General features: G+C 72.2%; 17 protein-coding genes. 10 read left to right on the forward strand and 7 right to left on the reverse strand.

Annotation, left to right across the window (positions count from 1 at the left end):
* Positions 1-19: 19 nt before the first annotated feature.
* Positions 20-943, forward strand: coding sequence for a LysR substrate-binding domain-containing protein (locus ACFWYW_RS43575; RefSeq protein ID WP_379613560.1), 924 nt, complete (start codon positions 20-22; stop codon positions 941-943).
* A 10-nt stretch (positions 944-953) separates the two neighbouring features.
* Here the strand turns inward: ACFWYW_RS43575 and ACFWYW_RS43580 are convergent, their stop codons facing one another.
* Positions 954-2,117, reverse strand: coding sequence for a pyridoxal phosphate-dependent aminotransferase (locus tag ACFWYW_RS43580; RefSeq protein WP_379613562.1), 1,164 nt, complete (start codon positions 2,115-2,117; stop codon positions 954-956).
* Positions 2,118-2,142: 25 nt separating this feature from the next.
* Between ACFWYW_RS43580 and ACFWYW_RS43585 the strand changes: the two genes are divergently transcribed.
* The 5 genes from ACFWYW_RS43585 (at position 2,143) to ACFWYW_RS43605 (ending at position 6,679) form a co-directional block, all read left to right on the forward strand.
* Positions 2,143-4,110 carry an alpha/beta fold hydrolase gene (locus ACFWYW_RS43585; protein ID WP_379613564.1) on the forward strand — a complete coding sequence of 656 codons (1,968 nt, stop codon included), beginning with the start codon at positions 2,143-2,145 and terminating at the stop codon, positions 4,108-4,110.
* Positions 4,111-4,160: 50 nt separating this feature from the next.
* Positions 4,161-5,018: a DUF418 domain-containing protein gene (locus ACFWYW_RS43590; RefSeq protein WP_379613566.1), complete on the forward strand. Its 858-nt coding sequence runs from the start codon at positions 4,161-4,163 to the stop codon at positions 5,016-5,018.
* On the forward strand, positions 4,978-5,769 hold the full coding sequence (locus ACFWYW_RS43595) for a carbon-nitrogen hydrolase family protein (protein WP_379613568.1): 792 nt from the start codon (positions 4,978-4,980) through the stop codon (positions 5,767-5,769). Before ACFWYW_RS43590 ends, ACFWYW_RS43595 begins: the two co-directional genes overlap by 41 nt.
* 9 nt (positions 5,770-5,778) lie before the next feature.
* Entirely contained in the window at positions 5,779-6,225 is a 447-nt protein-coding gene (locus ACFWYW_RS43600; RefSeq protein WP_312896416.1) for a hypothetical protein, read from the forward strand.
* Positions 6,226-6,292: 67 nt separating this feature from the next.
* Positions 6,293-6,679, forward strand: coding sequence for a hypothetical protein (locus ACFWYW_RS43605; RefSeq protein WP_379613571.1), 387 nt, complete (start codon positions 6,293-6,295; stop codon positions 6,677-6,679).
* 3 nt (positions 6,680-6,682) lie between these two features.
* Here ACFWYW_RS43605 and ACFWYW_RS43610 read toward each other — a convergent pair whose 3' ends face one another.
* Positions 6,683-7,099 (reverse strand): winged helix-turn-helix transcriptional regulator, encoded by a 417-nt coding sequence (locus ACFWYW_RS43610; RefSeq protein WP_379613573.1) that lies wholly within the window; start codon positions 7,097-7,099, stop codon positions 6,683-6,685.
* Positions 7,100-7,319: 220 nt separating this feature from the next.
* Here ACFWYW_RS43610 and ACFWYW_RS43615 point away from each other — a divergent pair, with 220 nt between their 5' ends.
* Complete coding sequence (locus ACFWYW_RS43615; protein WP_379613575.1) at positions 7,320-7,832, forward strand: RNA polymerase sigma factor; 513 nt, start codon at positions 7,320-7,322, stop codon at positions 7,830-7,832.
* Positions 7,829-9,805 carry a hypothetical protein gene (locus ACFWYW_RS43620; protein ID WP_379613577.1) on the forward strand — a complete coding sequence of 659 codons (1,977 nt, stop codon included), beginning with the start codon at positions 7,829-7,831 and terminating at the stop codon, positions 9,803-9,805. The genes ACFWYW_RS43615 and ACFWYW_RS43620 overlap by 4 nt, the downstream gene beginning before the upstream one ends.
* Here the strand turns inward: ACFWYW_RS43620 and ACFWYW_RS43625 are convergent.
* The 5 genes from ACFWYW_RS43625 to ACFWYW_RS43645 are packed head-to-tail and all read right to left on the reverse strand — an operon-like array spanning position 9,798 to position 15,578.
* Positions 9,798-11,366 carry an ABC transporter permease gene (locus ACFWYW_RS43625; RefSeq protein ID WP_379613579.1) on the reverse strand — a complete coding sequence of 523 codons (1,569 nt, stop codon included), beginning with the start codon at positions 11,364-11,366 and terminating at the stop codon, positions 9,798-9,800. The genes ACFWYW_RS43620 and ACFWYW_RS43625 overlap by 8 nt on opposite strands.
* Positions 11,363-12,253, reverse strand: coding sequence for an ATP-binding cassette domain-containing protein (locus ACFWYW_RS43630; protein ID WP_379613581.1), 891 nt, complete (start codon positions 12,251-12,253; stop codon positions 11,363-11,365). The genes ACFWYW_RS43625 and ACFWYW_RS43630 overlap by 4 nt, the downstream gene beginning before the upstream one ends.
* A complete protein-coding gene (locus ACFWYW_RS43635) occupies positions 12,250-12,876 on the reverse strand; it encodes a TetR/AcrR family transcriptional regulator (protein ID WP_379613583.1) in 627 nt (208 codons plus the stop codon). The genes ACFWYW_RS43630 and ACFWYW_RS43635 overlap by 4 nt, the downstream gene beginning before the upstream one ends.
* Positions 12,877-12,936: 60 nt before the next feature.
* Positions 12,937-14,424: a carboxyl transferase domain-containing protein gene (locus ACFWYW_RS43640; protein ID WP_379613585.1), complete on the reverse strand. Its 1,488-nt coding sequence runs from the start codon at positions 14,422-14,424 to the stop codon at positions 12,937-12,939.
* Positions 14,421-15,578, reverse strand: coding sequence for a CaiB/BaiF CoA transferase family protein (locus ACFWYW_RS43645; protein ID WP_379613587.1), 1,158 nt, complete (start codon positions 15,576-15,578; stop codon positions 14,421-14,423). The genes ACFWYW_RS43640 and ACFWYW_RS43645 overlap by 4 nt, the downstream gene beginning before the upstream one ends.
* Positions 15,579-15,654: 76 nt before the next feature.
* Here ACFWYW_RS43645 and ACFWYW_RS43650 point away from each other — a divergent pair, with 76 nt between their 5' ends.
* Entirely contained in the window at positions 15,655-16,185 is a 531-nt protein-coding gene (locus tag ACFWYW_RS43650) for a uridine kinase (RefSeq protein ID WP_379613588.1), read from the forward strand.
* 123 nt (positions 16,186-16,308) lie between these two features.
* Positions 16,309-16,917, forward strand: coding sequence for a superoxide dismutase family protein (locus ACFWYW_RS43655; protein WP_379613590.1), 609 nt, complete (start codon positions 16,309-16,311; stop codon positions 16,915-16,917).
* Positions 16,918-16,953 lie beyond the last annotated feature (36 nt).

The raw sequence follows: 16,953 nt of genomic DNA on the forward strand, positions 1-16,953 counted from the left end.
GTTCCCTATCAGTGAGCCCATGCCGACCCTGGCTCAGCTGCGCGCGTTCCTGGCCGTGGCCGAGCATCTCCACTTCAGGGAGGCGGCGAGCACGCTCCGGATCAGCCAACCCGCTTTGTCCGGAAATATCGCTGCTTTGGAGGAGGTTTTGGATCAGCAGCTGGTGGAGCGGACCACCCGCAAGGTGCTGCTCACCCCCGCCGGCGAACGCCTGACCGGGCACGCGCGGCGCGTCCTGGCCGCCGTCGACGACCTCATGGGCGAGGTGGCCCAGAACCGCGAACCCTTCCGCGGGCCCGCCCACCTCGGCGTCATCCCGACCGTCGCGCCGTACGTGCTGCCCGCGCTGCTGCCGATGTTCGCCAGGCGGTTTCCGCACCTCAAGCTCACCGTGCACGAGGCCAGGACCGAGACGATCCTGGAAGAGGTACGCGAGGGGCGGCTCGACATGGTGCTGCTCGCGCTGCCCACCGAGGTGAACGGGCTGGTCGAGGAGCCGCTCTACGACGAGGACTTCCTGCTGGCCGTACCGGAGGATCATCCGCTCGCGGCGAGCGAGGAGCCGCTCGGCCGCTCGGCGCTGAAGGGCCTCGACATCGTGCTGCTCAACCAGGGCCACTGCCTGCGCGAGCAGGCCATAGACGTCTGCAGGGAGGTCGGCGCGCGCGCCACCGCCACCACCTACGCCACCAGCCTGCCCACGCTCGTGCAGCTCGTCGCGGGCGGGCTCGGCGTGACGCTGCTGCCCGAGTCGGCCGTGCCCGTGGAGACCGGCAAGAGGGTACGGCTGGCGCTGCGCCGCTTCGCCGCCCCGGCGCCGGGCCGCACGATCGGCCTGGCCTACCGGGGATCGTCGGCACGGGCGGCGGAGTACGCGCAACTCGCCAAGGCGGTCAGGAGCGCGGTACGGCAGCGCCGGCTACCGGTCAAGATCGTCACCTGACCCCGCGTGGTCACGGCAGGCGCTTGAGCCTGGCCACCGCCTCGTCGATGACCTCGTCCTTCTTGCAGAAGGCGAACCGGACGAAGTGCGCGCCACGCTCCGGATGGTCGTAGAACACCTGGGTCGGGATGGCCACCACCCCCGCCAGCGCCGGCAGCCGGCGGGTCAGCTCCAGGCCGTCGGTGAAGCCCAGCGGCCGGATGTCGGTCTGCACGAAGTACGTGCCCGCCGGCCGGAACACCTCGAAGCCCGCCGAGGTCAGCCCCTCCATCAGCCGGTCGCGCTTGTCCTGGAGCCCGGACCGCAGCGCCGCCACCCAGTCGAGCTCGTGCCGCAGGCCGTAGGTGACGGCGAGCTGCCACGGCGCGCTCGCCGTGAACGTGAGGAACTGCTTGACCGTCTGCACCGCGCCGACCAGCGGCGGCGGCGCGCACACCCAGCCGGTCTTCCAGCCGGTGACCGAGAACGTCTTGCCCGCCGAGGAGATCATCACGGTGCGTTCGCGCATGCCGGGGAAGGTGGCCAGCGGGATGTGCTCGACGCCGTCGAAGGTCAGGTGCTCGTAGACCTCGTCGGTGATCGCGATCAGGTCGCGTTCCTGGCAGAGCTCGGCGATGACGGCCAGTTCGGCGCGGGTGAAGACGGTCCCGGTCGGGTTGTGCGGGGAGTTGACCAGGATGGCGCGGGTGCGGGGGGTGACGGCGGCGCGCAGCTCGTCCGGGTCGAAGGTGAAACGGCCGTCGGCCGGGCGCAGCGTGACCGCCACCAGCCGGGCTCCGGACAGCGCGATCGAGGCGGCGTAGGAGTCGTAGTAGGGCTCGAACGCGATCACCTCGTCCCCCGCCTCGCACAGCGCCAGGACGCTCGCCGCGATCGCCTCCGTGGCGCCGACGGTCACCAGCACCTCGCCGTCGGGGTCGTAGCCGAGGCCGTAGTGGGCCGCGCGGTGCTCGCTGACCGCGTGCCGCAGATCGGGCACACCGGGCCCCGGCGGGTACTGGTTCGCGCCCGCCGTGATCGCCTCCACCGCCCGGTCGAGCATCGCCGCCGGGCCGTCGGTGTCGGGAAAGCCCTGGCCGAGGTTGATCGAGCCGGTCCGCACGGCCAGCGCGCTCATCTCGGCGAAGATCGTCGTGCCGAAGGCGCGCATCCTGGATACAAGGGGTTCCGTCACGGCCCCAGACTATTAGGCTCGACCTGTGATCATCAGGGTCGTGATCGCGCTCGCTCTGAGCGTTCCCCCTCCGGCCGCCGCCGTCCGGGCCGCCGACGCCTGTCCCGTTCCCGTTCCCACCGGCACCACCTGCGGGTTCCTTGAGGTTCCCGAACGCAGGGACGCGCCCGGCCGTACCGTCAAGGTCGGGTACGCCGTGCACCGCTCGCAGGATCGCGCCCGCAAGCCCGACCCGGTCGTCTACATGGGCGGCGGGCCCGCCTCGTCGTCGTTGCAGCTGACCGGGTTCCTGAGCCAGTTGTTCCCCGACCGCGACGTCGTCACGATCGAGCAGCGCGGCGGCAAGTACTCCGTGCCCCGGCTGACCTGCCCCGAGACCGTCGAGGCCATGCTCGACCGGCTGCGCCGCCCGGAGACCGGGGCGGCGGGCGTGGCCACCGGGGCCGTCGCCTGCCGCAAGCGGCTGGCCGAGCGCGGCGTCGACCTGCGCGGCTACACCACGCGCGAGATCGTCGCGGACGTGGTCGACCTGCGCAAGAAGCTCGGCTACCCCACCTGGAACCTGTTCGGGGTCAGTTACTCCACGCGGGTCATGGTGGAGGCGGCCAAGGCCGATCCGGGCGGGGTGCGGGCGATGATCCTCGACTCCTACCTGCCGGAGAAGGTCGACTGGTACCGCGACGCCGACCGCAACCTGGCCGACACGGTGGCGGCGCTGGGGGTGAAGGACCGGTTCGAGGCGATGGTGGCGCGCTACAACCGGGCTCCCGCCCTGGTGCCGACGACCGATCCGCTGCTCGGCGAGCCGTTCACGGCGCGGATGAGCGGCGACGACGTGGCGACCGTCCTGGCCGAGGCGCTGCACGAGTCGGAGCTGGTGGCGGTGGCCCCGGCGCTGATCGACGCGCTGGCCTCGGGGCGGGAGGAACTGCTGCGCCCGCTGGCCGATGCGGTGGGCGGGGGGTTGACGTCGCATGAGTTCGGTCTGTACCACGCCGTCCAATGCCAGGATGAGGCGAAATTTCCCGATTCTTCGCGGCTTTTCACCGTGACCAATGACAAGGGCGTCTGCCAGGCCTGGAACCTGCCCCCCTCTCCTCCAACCGGCACCGGGGACACGACACCTGAGCAGACCAGCACAGGTTCCGGTCAGGCAGACCCGGCGACCACAGGGTCGGACACGCCCGCCCACCAGCGCACCGCGGCCGCGCGGGCAGACGTGGGAGCAGGTCAACCCGGCACCACGGCTGCGCAAGCGGGTGTCCGGCAGGCGCACACGGCGACCGAGCGAGCGAGCGCGGATGCCGGGCAACACAGCGCGGGTGCCGGGCAGGGGGTTCAGGGGGTTGGGGTGCCGGTGCTGGTGCTGGGCGGGCAGTTCGATCCCACGACGCCGCCCAGGACCAGCAAGCCGGCCGCCGCCGGGTTGCCGGGCGCCACGTTCGTCGAGTTCGCGGGTGTGGGCCACGCGGTCTTCCTGGCCATGGCCACCACCTGCGGCCGCCAGACGATCGCGGCGTTCGTCGAGGCCCCGGGCTCCTGGAGTCAGCCGTGCGTCCCCAGCCGGGCGGCGCTTGAGCGGTTCGCGCCGGGGTCGATGCTGGTGACGGGCGCGCCGTACCAGATCATGCTCGCGCCGTGGCTGGCCGTGCCGCTGGTGCTGTTCGCGCTGGTCGCGCTCGTGCAGCTGGTCGGCGGCGGAGTGCGGGGGCGGGGGCTGAGCGCGTTCGCGGGACTCACCGGTCTCGCGGCGGTCGGCCTGACCGTGCAGTCGGTGTACGGCCTGCTCACCACCAACGAGACCGCCCTGGCCGTCGGCGTACCGGCTTCGGTCGAGGTGTACGGCTGGCTGGCCGTGGGCGCCGTGGCCTTGAGCGTGGCGGCGGCGGTGTGGGCCATCGAGGCGAGACCGGCGCGAAGACTGTGGCCGCACCTGGTCGCCCTCGTGGTGGGCGGCGGGTTCCTCGTATGGTGGTTTGCCTGGTTCCTGTAACGCGTATCAGAGAGCTCGACGCGCTCCGCGGCTTCGCGGTGTGCGGCATCATGCTGGTCAACACCTGGCAGCACGCCCCGCACGAACCGCCCCAGCAGCCGCTGGACGCCGTCATGGAGTCGGCCTTCCAGGGCCGCTTCTACCCGATCTTCTCGCTGCTGTTCGGCATCAGCTTCGTGCTGTTCCTGCGTAGCGGCTCGCGCCTGGTGCTGCTGCGCAGGTTGTTCTTCCTGCTGCTGTTCGGGCTGGTCCAGCACACCTTCTACGAGGGCGAGGTGCTGACCGACTACGCCGCCTTCGGCGCGGCCGTGCTGCTGCCCGCCTCGTTCCTGGCCCCGGGCTACCCGGTGCTGGTGCTCGGGCTGGCGGCGCTCGGCTGGGGCGTGTGGCAGGGCGGGGGCACGCTGATCATCCCGGGCCTGTTCCTGGCCGGGATGGCGCTGATCCAGCTCAAGCCGGACCGCCGCCTGCTCCTGCCGTTCTTCGCCGTCGGCGCGGTGGCCTCGCTGGCGCTGACGGTCTTCTACTACTCCAGCCAGATCCCCGCCTACTACACGCTGGGCGCGGTGACCGGCGGGCTCGCCTACGGGACCGGCCTGCTGCTGGTCCTGCGGCCGTGGCTGTCGGCGGTGCTGGAGCCGATGGGCAGGCTGGCGCTGACCAACTACGTCTCCGGCACGCTGGTCATCTTCCTGACCGGACCGGTGACCGACGGCTGGTGGGTGCTGGTCGTGGCGGGGGCGACGGTGGCCGTCCAGGCGGTCTTCAGCCGGTGGTGGCTGACGCGCCACCGCTACGGGCCGCTGGAGTGGATTTGGCGGTGCCTGACCTGGTTCCGCCGGGTGCCCAACGGTCTAGAGTCGAGGCGTGACGAGAATCGCCCTCTGTCAGATCCCGGTGTCCCCTGATCCCACCGTCAACCTCCAGCGGGTACGGCAGGCCCTGGCCGAGGCCGAAGGCGCCGACCTGGCCATCTTCCCGGAGGCGACGCTCACCCGCTACGGCAAGCGCATCACCGACCTGGCCGAGCCCCTGGACGGGCCGTTCGTGACCGGCGTGGCCGAGGCGGCCCGCGCCCACGGCACCGCGGTGATCGCCGGCGTGTTCGAGCCCGGCCGTGATCGTGTGTACAACACCGCCGTCGCCCTCGACGCCCGCGGCGAGATCCAGGCCGCGTACCGGAAGATCCACCTGTTCGACTCCTTCGGCGCCAAGGAGTCGGAGCTGGTCGAGCCGGGCGCCGAACCGGCCGTGGTCGAGCTGGCGGGCATCAGGATCGGGCTCGTCACCTGCTACGACGTACGCTTCCCCGAGCTGACCCGGGCGCTGGTGGACCAGGGCGCGCAGATGTTCGCGGTGATCGCCGCCTGGGGGTCGGGCCCGCTGAAGGAGGACCACTGGATCACGCTGGTGCGCGCCCGCGCCCTGGAGAACACCATGTGGACCGCCGCCGTCGGCCAGGCGCCCAACCCGGCCGAGTCGAGTGACGGTTTCGGCGTCGGCCGCAGCATGCTCGTCGACCCGCTGGGCGTGGTCCGGGCGGATCTGGGCAGTGCGTCAGGAGTCCAGCTCGTCGAGGCCGACCTGGAGACGACGGCCGCGATGAGGAAGACTCTTCCGTGCCTTGAACATCGGGTGCTCGGGGTCATGCGATCGTAAAGTGGTGACGTGAGCAGAACGCAAATGCAGAAGGTGGTCCCGCCGCGTCTGCTCGTGCCCTATCTGTCGGGCAAGCGCACGGTCATCTCCGGATATGTCTACCGCGTGCAGGACTGCGCGCGGCTGAGCACGCCCAGGCAGCTCTTCCACGGGCTCGACCTGTCGTTCGAGGGATCGGAGCTGACGGCCGAGGTGCCCGAGCTGTATGTGATGCGCTGGTACGCGCGCGACGTCGACACCTACGCCGTGCCGTACGGACCGCACATGGGCGGTGACTGGAGCGACACGCCGCCGTTCGCCGGCAACGGCTTCACCACCTCGCGCGAGCACGTGGTGCCGCAGTTCCACACGATGCCGATGCCGATCCCGGCCGGTGCCGAGATCGTCCACGTGAGTCCCGAGTCCGAGCGCCCGTTCGCCGCCTACGACGGGCTGACCTGGCGGCCCGCGGCATGAGCGAGCGCAGCGAGCGATCAATGGGACACAGCCGTCCAACGCTCATGCGGCCTCCGGAGGAGGTCGCATGAGCGTTCCCATCACCTCGGGTTTCGTGGCGCGCTTCGAGGAGCGCACCTTTCCCGCCGCGCTCGGCCCGGACAGCGACGAGGTCGTGCTGTTCAGCGAGGAGGAGCTGGCCGGCTTCGAGGCCGCCTCCGGCTACTGGCGGCGCACGGTCAAGCGGGCCGACGCCGAGTGGCTGGTGCTGGTGCGCACGGTGGCGGCGTTCGGCGGCGAGCCCTGCATCGTGCTGGACGAGGACGAGGACGGCCTGCACATCGCCTACACCGGCCACAGCGGCATGAAGGCCGAGGCCCTGGGCTACTGGATGGTCGACCACGGCGCCTACGAGGTCGTCGTGCCCCGCGAGGAGGTCTTCTCGATCAGGGTGGAACGTATCCCCGTGCCCTAGCGGTCAGGTGTCGAAGCCGCGGCGGGCGGTCTCGATGTGGCCGAGGTACTGGTGGGTCCAGCCGCACATCAGGTCGACCGTCGCCCGCAGGGCCAGGCCTGGCTGGGTGAGCGTGTACTCGACCCGCGGCGGCACGGTCGGGTGCACCTTCCGCTCGGCCAGGCCGTTGCGCTCCAGCATGCGCAGGTTCTGGGTGAGCATCTTGTGGCTGATTCCCTCGACCTCGTCGCGCAGCTCGCTGAAGCGCAGGGTGCGCTCACCGAGGGCCTCGATGATCAGCAGCGCCCATTTGTTGGCGACGTCGGAGAAGATCTCCCGCGCCAGGGAGTCCGCGCGCCTGAGGTCCGCTTCGTCGGCCGCTCCGCTGAACTGCTTGGCCACCATCAGGTTCCCCAGTCTCCGAAAGGTCCGTTCTTCCACGTCAGCCAACACTCTCCTATGGTTCCCGAGTAACCGCAAGAGAGCGAAGGAGGAGGTCTCGTGGCTGTTTCGCTCATCACCCCGGCGGGCACGTCCGGGTCCCGATCTACCACCACGTCGCCGTGGCGACGGGCAGCAGGCAGGTCCACATTCACCGATTAGGTGATGACATTTCCTAATTCCTTGTCAACCGATGCGGTATCCGTGGGTCTATAGGGGCGTGAACCGACAAACGACCTCGGTCGCGCCGGTGCGGGAGGCGCCGCCGTCGTTCGCCGAACTGTTCGCCGTCCACTACCAGCCCCTGGTACGGCTGGCCGGACTGCTGGGCGCCGACGACCCCGAGGACATCGCCCAGGAGGCGTTCGCCCGCCTGCACACCGGGCAACTGCGCGACGACGGCGCGGCCGTGGCCTACCTGCGCGCGATCGTCTGCAACCTCACCCGCAACCGCCTGCGTCACCTGCGCCTGACACGGCTGCGCCGCCCCGAGCCGCCGGAGCCGGCGCGCAGCAGCGAGCAGTCGGTCATCCTCGCCGAGGAGCACCGGGAACTGCTGGAGGCGCTCGACCGGCTCCCCCGCCGCCAGCGGGAGGCGCTGGTGCTGCGCTACTGGCTGGACCTTTCCGAACGTGAGATCGCCGCGGCCATGGGCCTCTCGCCCGGTTCGGTGAAGACGCATGCGAGCAGGGGCCTGGCCGCGCTCGGCCGGGCGCTCGAGGAGGACGCGTGACCCCCCTGGAGGAGCGGCTGAAGGCCGCGCTGGACGCTCGCGCCCAGACCTACGAGGCCGGCCAGAACGCCTGGCTGAGCGTGCGCGCCCGCACCCCGCTGCCACCGCGCAGGGGCCGCTGGCTGCTGGCGGCGATCCCGGTCGCGGTGATCGCACTGTTCGTTCCTGTCCTGCTCAACGGGGGCCTGGGCAGGAACTCGGCGGCCGATCCCGGCACGCTTCAGCGGCAGCTGATGACAGGGCTGACACCGGTGGGAGAACCGGTGGAGCTCGGCGGCCTGAAGTTGTGGTTCGCCAGGGGCAAGCTCGGCAATCCGCAGTTCTGCGCGCTGTCCGGGAGCGGGCGGGAGCCGGTCGGCTCCTGCGGCGCCGTCCACGCCATGGGAGCGGGCACCTATGAGGGCTCGGCAGCCGGGAAGGACGCCGCCACGGTCCTCGACTACGGCCTGGCCCAGCCCGAGAGCGCCGGAGTCAGGGCGGTGACGGGAGATGGGCGGCAGATCGCGGGGACGGTGCACCGGGTGCCGGGGGCGCCGATGGCGATCTGGAGCGTGAGCTTCGCCGCCGCCGAGCAGGTCACCAAGGTGGAGTTCCTGGACGCGGCGCAGCGGGTGCTCGGGGAGATGCCCCGGTCGATGCTGGCGGGCCGCTCGCGCAAGGCCAAGCCGGCCGGCCTGCCGTACGAGATGGCGGGTGGGCTGTCGCTACGGCCCTACCAGGTTCCGAACGACACCCAGCCCGGCGCGACCGACCTGGAGGTGATCTGGACGCGCGCCGGCAAGGAAGTGGGCGCGATACCGCTCAAGAACGCCTACCTGTGGAAGGGCGGCGGCGCGGACCGGCCGTGGCCGGTCCGCCTGCAGGCCGAGGACGGCGTGGTGTTCGGCGCGGCCCGCCCCGACGTCGCGCGCATCGTGTGGACGCGGGAGGGCCGCGAGCTGACGCTGACCCCGCGGCCCGACCCGTGGGGCCTGAACCTGGGCCTGTTCGCGCTGACGGCCGACGCCCGGGACGAGGATCGCGGGCACACGGTGGTCGCCTACGACGCGCGGGGCGAGGAGATCTGGCGCAATGACCCGCCGCCGGAGAAGGAGGAGGCCGGCTTCTTCGGCGAGCGGATCAGCGACAAGGTCGTCGTGCCGGGCACGGAGGACTTCTCCTTCGGCCCGGTCGAGCTGTGGTTCTCGAAGAACACCGAAGGGACGATGCTGTGCGCCTCCGGGGGCGTCCGGCCGGACGGAGGCAAGTCCGGCGGCTGCTCCACGACCCAGCTCGACCGCCACTTCTCCTCCAGGGCCACCCTCGGCACCTACCTGCCGGAGCCGGGCGCCGAGCTGGCCTACGGCGTCCTGTCCCCCGCGACCGAGGCGGTCACGGCGGTCACCGTCGACGGCACCCGCATTCCCGCCCAGATCCTGAAGGCCAAGGGCGGACCGGCGGCGGTATGGGCGGTCCGCTACCCGGCGAACGTCAAGATCGCCGCGTTCTCCCACCGGGAGAAGGGCCGCGAGCTCGACCGCGTCGATGTGTGGGACCACGGCTGCTCGCAGACCCCCGCGCGGGAGGGCACCGGCCAGGCCCTGCCCGGCGGCGTGTCGGCCCACCTGCAGGCTCCGATGTGCCTGCACTTCTGGAAGGACGGCAAGATGCTGCCCGGCTCCTTCGAGCGCCTGCCCGGGACGAGCCTGCGCGCGATCGTCGGCCGCGAGCAGCCCGTGCAGTGGGGCCAGCACAAGGACACCTGGTACGGCTTCGCCCTTCCCGGCACCGCCCGGGTCGAGGGCGTGTCCAAGAGCGGCAGGGTCGCCGCCGAGACCGTCCCCGACCCGTGGGGACACGGCGTGGCGATGTTCGCCGCACCGGTCCCCGACGGGGTGGCCAAGAAGGGCCTGCACTGGCCGGACCTCTCCTTCACCGGCTACGACGCCGCCGGGAAGGTGTTGTGGAGATGGGACAGGGCGGGACTCAGCTAGAGGGCGCCAGGTCGCGGCGGCGCAGCACCACCAGCCCCGCCGCGGCCAGCGCCGCCGCCACCGCGGTCAGCCCCAGCAGCGCCGCGGCCGGCGCGCCCCGGCCCAGCAGCAGCGCGGGCACGTGCACGAACGGCGACAGCTCCAGCACGAACCCGTCGGCCAGCTTGAACTCCGCCACCAGGTCGACGGCCAGGATCAGGCCCAGCACGCTCCAGCTGACCGCGGCGGCCAGCCGCGGCAGCACCCCGAACAGCAGGACCGCCACCCCGACCACGGTCCAGACCGCGGGCAGGTAGGCGAGCGTGGCGCCCGCGACGCGCAGCGGGCCGCCGTCGTAGGCGAGCCCGGCCACGCCGCCGAGCACCGCCAGCAGCAGCGCCGGTCCGACGACCGCGTAGAAGAGGTGGCCGAGCGCCCAGTGCAGGCGGCCGACCGGCGTCGAGAGCAGCAGGTCGGCCCGCCCGGCCGCCTCCTCCGCGCGGGCGCGCAGCGCCGAGACCAGCGCGGCCCCGGCGACGAGCTGGCTCATGACATAGAGGATGAACGTGAAGAACACGTCGGCGACGCCGGCGCCTGGCCCGCCGATGGTCTCGGCGAGCTGCCGGAGCGTCTGCGTGTCCAGCTGGGTGTCCAGGCCGCGCGCCGAGAAGCCGATCAGGCCGCCGATCGCCGCGAAGCCGACCGTGAACCCGATCAGGGTGCCCCGGTGCAGGCGTCCGGCCAGCGCGAACGCGCCGCCCAGCGCGCCCTCGGCCGGTCCCGCGCGGGTGGGCAGCAGGCCGCCGGCCAGGTCGCGCCGGGCCGACAGCGCGAACGCCGCCGCCCCCGCCACCGCGACGAACACCACCGCCACGGCCAGCGCCCACCAGTGGTCTCCGCCGTAGGGCCGGGTCAGGCGGACCCAGCCGAACGGCGACAGCCAGGCGAGCCAGCCGATGCCGCCGGAGTCGGCCAGCGAGCGGATGCCGAAGAAGACGCCGCTGGTGGCGATCGCGATGCCGCGGGCCGTACCGGATCCGGCGGTGAGCTGCGCGGCGACGGCGGCCACGGCCGCGAGGCACCAGCCCGCGGCGGCGCTGGAGAGACCGAACAGCAGCGACGAGCCGGCGGGCAGGCCGTTGGCGACCAGGCCGGGCACGCTGAGCAGGCCCAGCAGCAGGTTGGCCGCCAGCACCACGACGAGGGCGGCGGCCAGGGGCGCGTGGCGGCCGACGACGCCGGAGGACAGCAGCTCGCGCCGGCCCGTCTCCTCCTCGACGCGGGTGTGGCGGATGACGAGCAGGATGCTGATCAGGCCGCCGATCAGCGCGCCGGAGGAGCCGAGCGTCCAGGCGGTCAGGCCGCCGACGCTCGCGTCGTAGATGACGCCGCGGGTGGCCAGCTGGGCGGGGCTGTTCATCGAGGCGTGGGTGAAGGCGTCGCGGGCGGCCTGGTCGGCGTAGAGGCGGGCGGTGCTGGCGGCGATGGTGGCCGGGAGCACCGCGCTGATGAGGATCCAGACGGGCAGCAGGACGCGGTCGCGGCGCAGGACGAGCCGGATCAGCGCGCCGAGGCCGGTCATCGCGCCGATCCCTCGTAGTGGCGCAGGAACAGCTCTTCCAGCGTCGGCGGCTGGCTGGTCAGCGAGCGTACGCCCGCCCTGGCCAGCTCGGTCAGGACCGGGGTGAGCGCCGCGCCGTCGACCTGGCAGCGCAGCCGGTCGCCGTCCACGGTGAGCTCGTGCACGCCGGGCAGCCGCGCGAGGCCGTCGGCCGGGCCGATGAGCTCGGCCGTGACCGACGTGCGGGTGAGGTGGCGCAGGTCGGCGAGGCTGCCCGACTCGACGGTACGGCCGGCGCGGATGATGGACACGCGGTCGCACAGCGTCTCCACCTCCGACAGGATGTGGCTGGACAGCAGCACGGTGCGGCCGCGGTCCTTCTCCTCCTGGACGCAGTCGTTGAAGACCGCCTCCATCAGCGGGTCCAGGCCGGAGGTGGGCTCGTCCAGGATCAGCAGCTCGACGTCGGAGGCGAAGGCGGCCACGAGCGCGACCTTCTGCCGGTTGCCCTTGGAGTAGGTGCGGCAGCGTTTGCGCGGGTCGAGCTCGAACCGGTCGAGCAGTTCGGCCCTGCGGCGCGGGTCGAGGCCGCCGCGTACCCGGCCGAGCAGGTCGATGACCTCGCCGCCGCTCAGCGAGGGCCACAGGGTGACGTCGCCGGGCACGTAGGCGAGGCGGCGGTGCAGCTCGGTCGCGTCCCGCCAGGGGTCGCCGCCGAGCAGTTCGACCTCGCCGCCGTCGGAGCGCATCTGGCCGAGCAGGACGCGGATGGTGGTGGTCTTCCCCGCGCCGTTGGGGCCGAGGAAGCCGTGCACCTCTCCCGTCTTGACGCTGAGGTTGAGGCCGTCCAGGGCTCTGGCCTGGCCGAACGTCTTGACCAGGCCCTTGGTGCGTACAGCGGTGCTCATTGGCGTTCCTCGAACTTCTCCAAGCCCGTCCGCGCCTGCTCGAACAGCTCGCGGCCCAGGAATTCCGGTCTGATCAGGTCGAGCTGGGCCTTGCCCACGCGCAGGGCCCCGTCGGGGGAGAACATGGGCGTGCCGAGCGCGCGGGTGACGTGCTCGTGCAGCACGGTGATGCCGAGCTTCATGGCGGTCAGCACGGTCGCGCGGGCGCGGTGGTCGACGTCGTGCTCGTCGAGCTTGGACAGGTGTTCCTCGGTGACGCTGACGAGCTGGTCGAACATGGCCGCCGCGCCGGGCGAGCCGTCCACGAGGGCCCGGCCGAGGTAGTGCATGAGGGGCGGAGCGGTGCGGTGGACGCTCTCGATGAAGTCAGGATCTTCCAGGTTGTGGTCGGTGACTCCGGCCTTCGCCTGGGCGCGCATGTAGGACAGGACGTACTCGTCGCAGGCTTCGCGCAGCTGGTCCTTGGAGCCGAAGTGGTGCTGGACCAGGCCGGGCGAGACCCCGGCCGCTTCGGCGATGCCGCGGATCGTGGTGGCTCTGACGCCCTTGTCGGCGAACAGCGCCATGGCGACGTCCCGGATACGGGCGCGTGCCGTCAGATCCTCATCAGAAACTGGTCGCATGTCCAGCATGCTATACGCATGTATTGGCGACCATACAAGTGTTCAGTCATATTTTTCGCGTCAAAGCGCGCGATAGCGCGATCTCCTGGCCTCCTTACGCTCCTGCGGGCTCAACCGGAGCACCGTGGCGATCTCGTACTCCAGCGCCCTGCCCACCCGCTCGGCGAACGCCCTCGGCTCGTAGGCGGCGTCGGGCAGCTCCGGCACCACCCGGTCGACGATGCCGTTCCTGCGCAGGTCCGTCGCGCGTACCCCCTGGGCCTGGGCGATCTCCGGGGCGAAGTCGACGCTGCGGTAGAGGATCGCCGAGGAGCCCTCCGGCGGCAGCGGCGACAGCCAGGCGTGCTGGGCGGCCAGTACGCGGTCGGCCGGCAGCAGCGCCAGCGCGGCGCCGCCCGCCCCCTCCCCCATCAGCAGGCAGACCGTCGGCGCCTCCAGCGAGACCATGTCGGCCAGGCAGCGCGCGATCTCCGCGGCCAGACCGCCCTCCTCGGCCGCCTTCGACAGTGCCGCGCCCGCCGTGTCGATCACCGTGACCAGCGGCAGCCCCAGCTCGGCGGCCAGCCGCATGCCGCGCCTGGCCACCCGCAGCCCCGCCGGGCCCAGCGGCGCGCCGACCCGCTGGCGGCGCCGGTCCTGGCCGAGCACGACCGCCGGCGCCGCCCCGAACCTGGCCAGCGCCAGGAGCAGGCCGGGCTCGTTCTCGCCCTCGCCGCTGCCGTTGAGCGGGGTGACGTCGGTGGCGGCCAGCTTGAGCAGGGTGCGCACGCCCGGCCGGTCGTCGCGCCGGGAACGGGTGATGGCCTCCCACGCCTCCACCGGCCGCAAATCCTCCTCGGGCGGCCGGCCCGGGTCGAGCTCCTCCACCCGCGCGCACAGCACGCTCAGCGCGCGCGCCGCGATCGTCCGCGCAGCCTCGGCCGAGACCACCGCGTCGACCAGGCCGTGGCGGTAGAGGTTCTCGGCCACCTGCACGCCCTCGGGGAACGGGTAGCCGTGCAGCGACTCGAACACCCTCGGCCCGAGAAAGCCGATCAGCGCCCCCGGTTCGGCCGCGGTCACGTGACCGAGCGAGCCCCACGACGCGAACACCCCGCCCGTCGTGGGATGCCGCAGATACACCAGATACGGCAGGCCCGCCGCCCGATGCGCCTGCACCGCGGCGGTGACCTTCACCATCTGCACGAACGCCAGCGCGCCCTCCTGCATCCTGGTGCCGCCGGAGGCGGGCGCGGCCAGCAGGGGCAGTCTCTCGGCGGTCGCCCGCTCCACCGCCACGGCGATCCGCTCGGCCGCGGCCACCCCGATCGAACCGGCCAGGAAGGAGAACTCGCTGGCCACCACCGCCACCCGCCGGCCGTCGAGCAGCCCTTCGCCGGTCACGACCGACTCGTCGTAGCCGGACTTGACGCGGGCGGCGGCCAGTTCGTCGGCGTAGGAGGAGTCGGGGCGCACCGGGTCGACCGGCGGCGCGTCCCAGGAACGCCAGGAGCCCTCGTCCAGGACCGCGCGGATCAGGGCGTGCGCGTCGGGACGGCTGTCGATCATCGCTCCCGCTCTTCCAGCCAGGCCAGGACCGCGTCGCCGTCCTGGCCCAGCTCGGGCGGGGCGGTGTGCTCGGCCGGCGGCAGGCCGTCGAAACGCAGCGGCGGGCCGGGCAGCTCGATGCGGCCCAGGACCGGGTGCTCCACGGTGACGAGCAGGCCCTGGGAGCGGGTCTGGTCCCAGGCGTAGACCTCGTCGAGGGAGCGGATGGCGCCGGCCGGGACGCCCAGCTCGCCGAGCGCGGCCAGCCAGTGGGAGCGGTCGTGGGCGGCCAGGGCTTTCTCCATGTCCTGGATGAGGTCCTCGCGGTGGCGGAAGCGGTCGCGGTTGGTGCGATATTTCGCGATATCTGGGTCTATGCCGAGGAGGGTGGCGACTTTTCGCCATTGGTTCTCATTCGCGACGGCGATCTGAAGCATGCCGCCGGCGCAGTGGAAGGCTCCGTACGGGGCGATGGAGACGTGGTGGTTGCCGTTGGCCCGCGGAACCTGGCCGCCGACCGTCCAGGCGGTGCCGTGGTAGGAGTGCACGCCGGTCACCGCGGCCAGCAGGGAGGTCCGTACGATCCGGCCCTCGCCGGTGCGCTCGCGCTCGTACAGGGCGGCGGCCACGCCGTACGCGCCGTGGATGCCCGCGAGCAGGTCGGCGATCGAGGCCCCCACGCGGTAGGGCTCCTCGGCGCTGGGACCCGTCAGCGACATCAGCCCCGCCTCGCCCTGCGCGATCTGGTCGTAGCCCGGCCGCCCGCCCTCCGGGCCGTCGTGCCCGAACCCCGTGATGGACAGGACCACCAGCCTCGGGTTGAGCTCGCGCAGCCGTTCCACGGCGAGCCCGAGCCGGTCGAGCACCCCGGTGCGGAAGTTCTCGATGAGCACGTCGCTCTGCCGGACCAGGCGTTCGATCAGCGCCTTGCCGCCGGCGCTCTTGAGGTCGACGGCGACCGACAGCTTGTTGCGGTTGGCCGCCAGGAAGTACGTGGAGATGTCATGCTCCGGCCCGACGAACGGCGGTCCCCAGCCCCGCGACTCGTCACCCCCGTCAGGGTGCTCCACCTTGATCACCTTGGCACCCAGGTCACCGAGCATCTGGGCGGCGTGCGGACCCGCGAGGGCCCTGGACAGATCGAGCACGACGATGTCGCCTAGGGGTCCGAGCAAGATCAACCTCCATCCCGGGGAAAGTCAATATTCTCAGCTTGCCAGGTCCTTTCTGTCGCCCCCTACCCTCGACAGCGTGCAAACCCTCGCCCAGCGCATCAGCGACCTCCCGCCGTCGTGCGGCTCGGTCCGCCTCGTGGCCGTCGACGGGCCCGCCGGAGCGGGCAAGACCACGTTCGCGGGACGGCTGGGCAAGGCGCTCGACTGCCAGGTGATCCACAGCGACGACTTCCCCGTGCCGTGGTCGGAGGGCCCGGGCGCCTGGTTCGCGGCGTTGCGCGAGCAGGTCCTCGACCCGCTGTCGGCGGGCCGCCCCGGTCGTTTCCGCCGCTACGACTGGCACCGCGCACGCTACACGACGTGGCTCGACGTCCCGCCCGCTCCGGTCCTGGTGATCGAGGGCGTGGGTACGGCCCGCCGCGACGCCGACCACCTCCTGGCCTTCCGGGTCTGGCTGGAGGCCGAGCGCGCGACCCGCTGGGACCGCGTGCGGGCCAGGGACGGCGCCGGCCTGGAGGCGGAGTGGCAGGCGTGGTTCGCCGCGGAGGACCGCTGGTTCGCCGGCGACGCCACCCGATCCCGAGCCGACCTCGTCATTTCCACCTGACTGTAAAGGATGGCCATAACCCCGGCCACCCACCATATTGCTATACCAAATCCTATACAACATCCCGGCGGATGACCTTTACCCTCGACGCAGTCCCTTCCCCCCATCGAAAGGCCGTTCGCGATGGCGCCGCTACCGCAGCCACGGACCCTCCACCTGACGATCTGCGCCACGCTCCTCACCGCGGTCGCGGCCATCGGCGTCAGCGCCGTGGCCCAGGCCACCGCCACCACGCAGGAGGCGCACCCGGTCGCGGTCACGATCCGCGACGTGGCGGGCAAACCGGTCGGCACCCTCGCCCTGCGGCCGGAGGGGTACACCAAGTCGCGCCTGTCGGTCACGGTCAAGGGCCTGCCTCCGGGCTACCACGGCTTCCACATCCACGCCACCGGCATCTGCGACCCCGCGGCCGTCGACCCGGCGACCGGCAAGGTGTCGCCGTTCTACACCGCCGGCGGCCACTTCGACCTCGGCGGCTCCACCCACTCCCACCACTCGGGCGACCTGCCGCCGCTGCTGGTCGCCGCGGACGGCTCCGGCACGGCCTCGGTGGTCACCGACCGCTTCCGGGTCCGCCAGCTCACCGACGCCGACGGCAGCGCCGTCATCGTGCACGCCCTGCCCGACAACCTGGCCAACATCCCCGAGCGCTACAGCGCCACCGGCCCGGACGAGGCCACCCAGCGCACGGGCGACGCGGGCGGCCGGATCGCCTGCGGCCCGATCAAGTAGCCGCCCGCCCACCGCTCCCCGGACGCCGCACTGGCC

It is taken from the genome of Nonomuraea sp. NPDC059023 (assembly GCF_042740095.1).
Lineage (GTDB): Bacteria > Actinomycetota > Actinomycetes > Streptosporangiales > Streptosporangiaceae > Nonomuraea.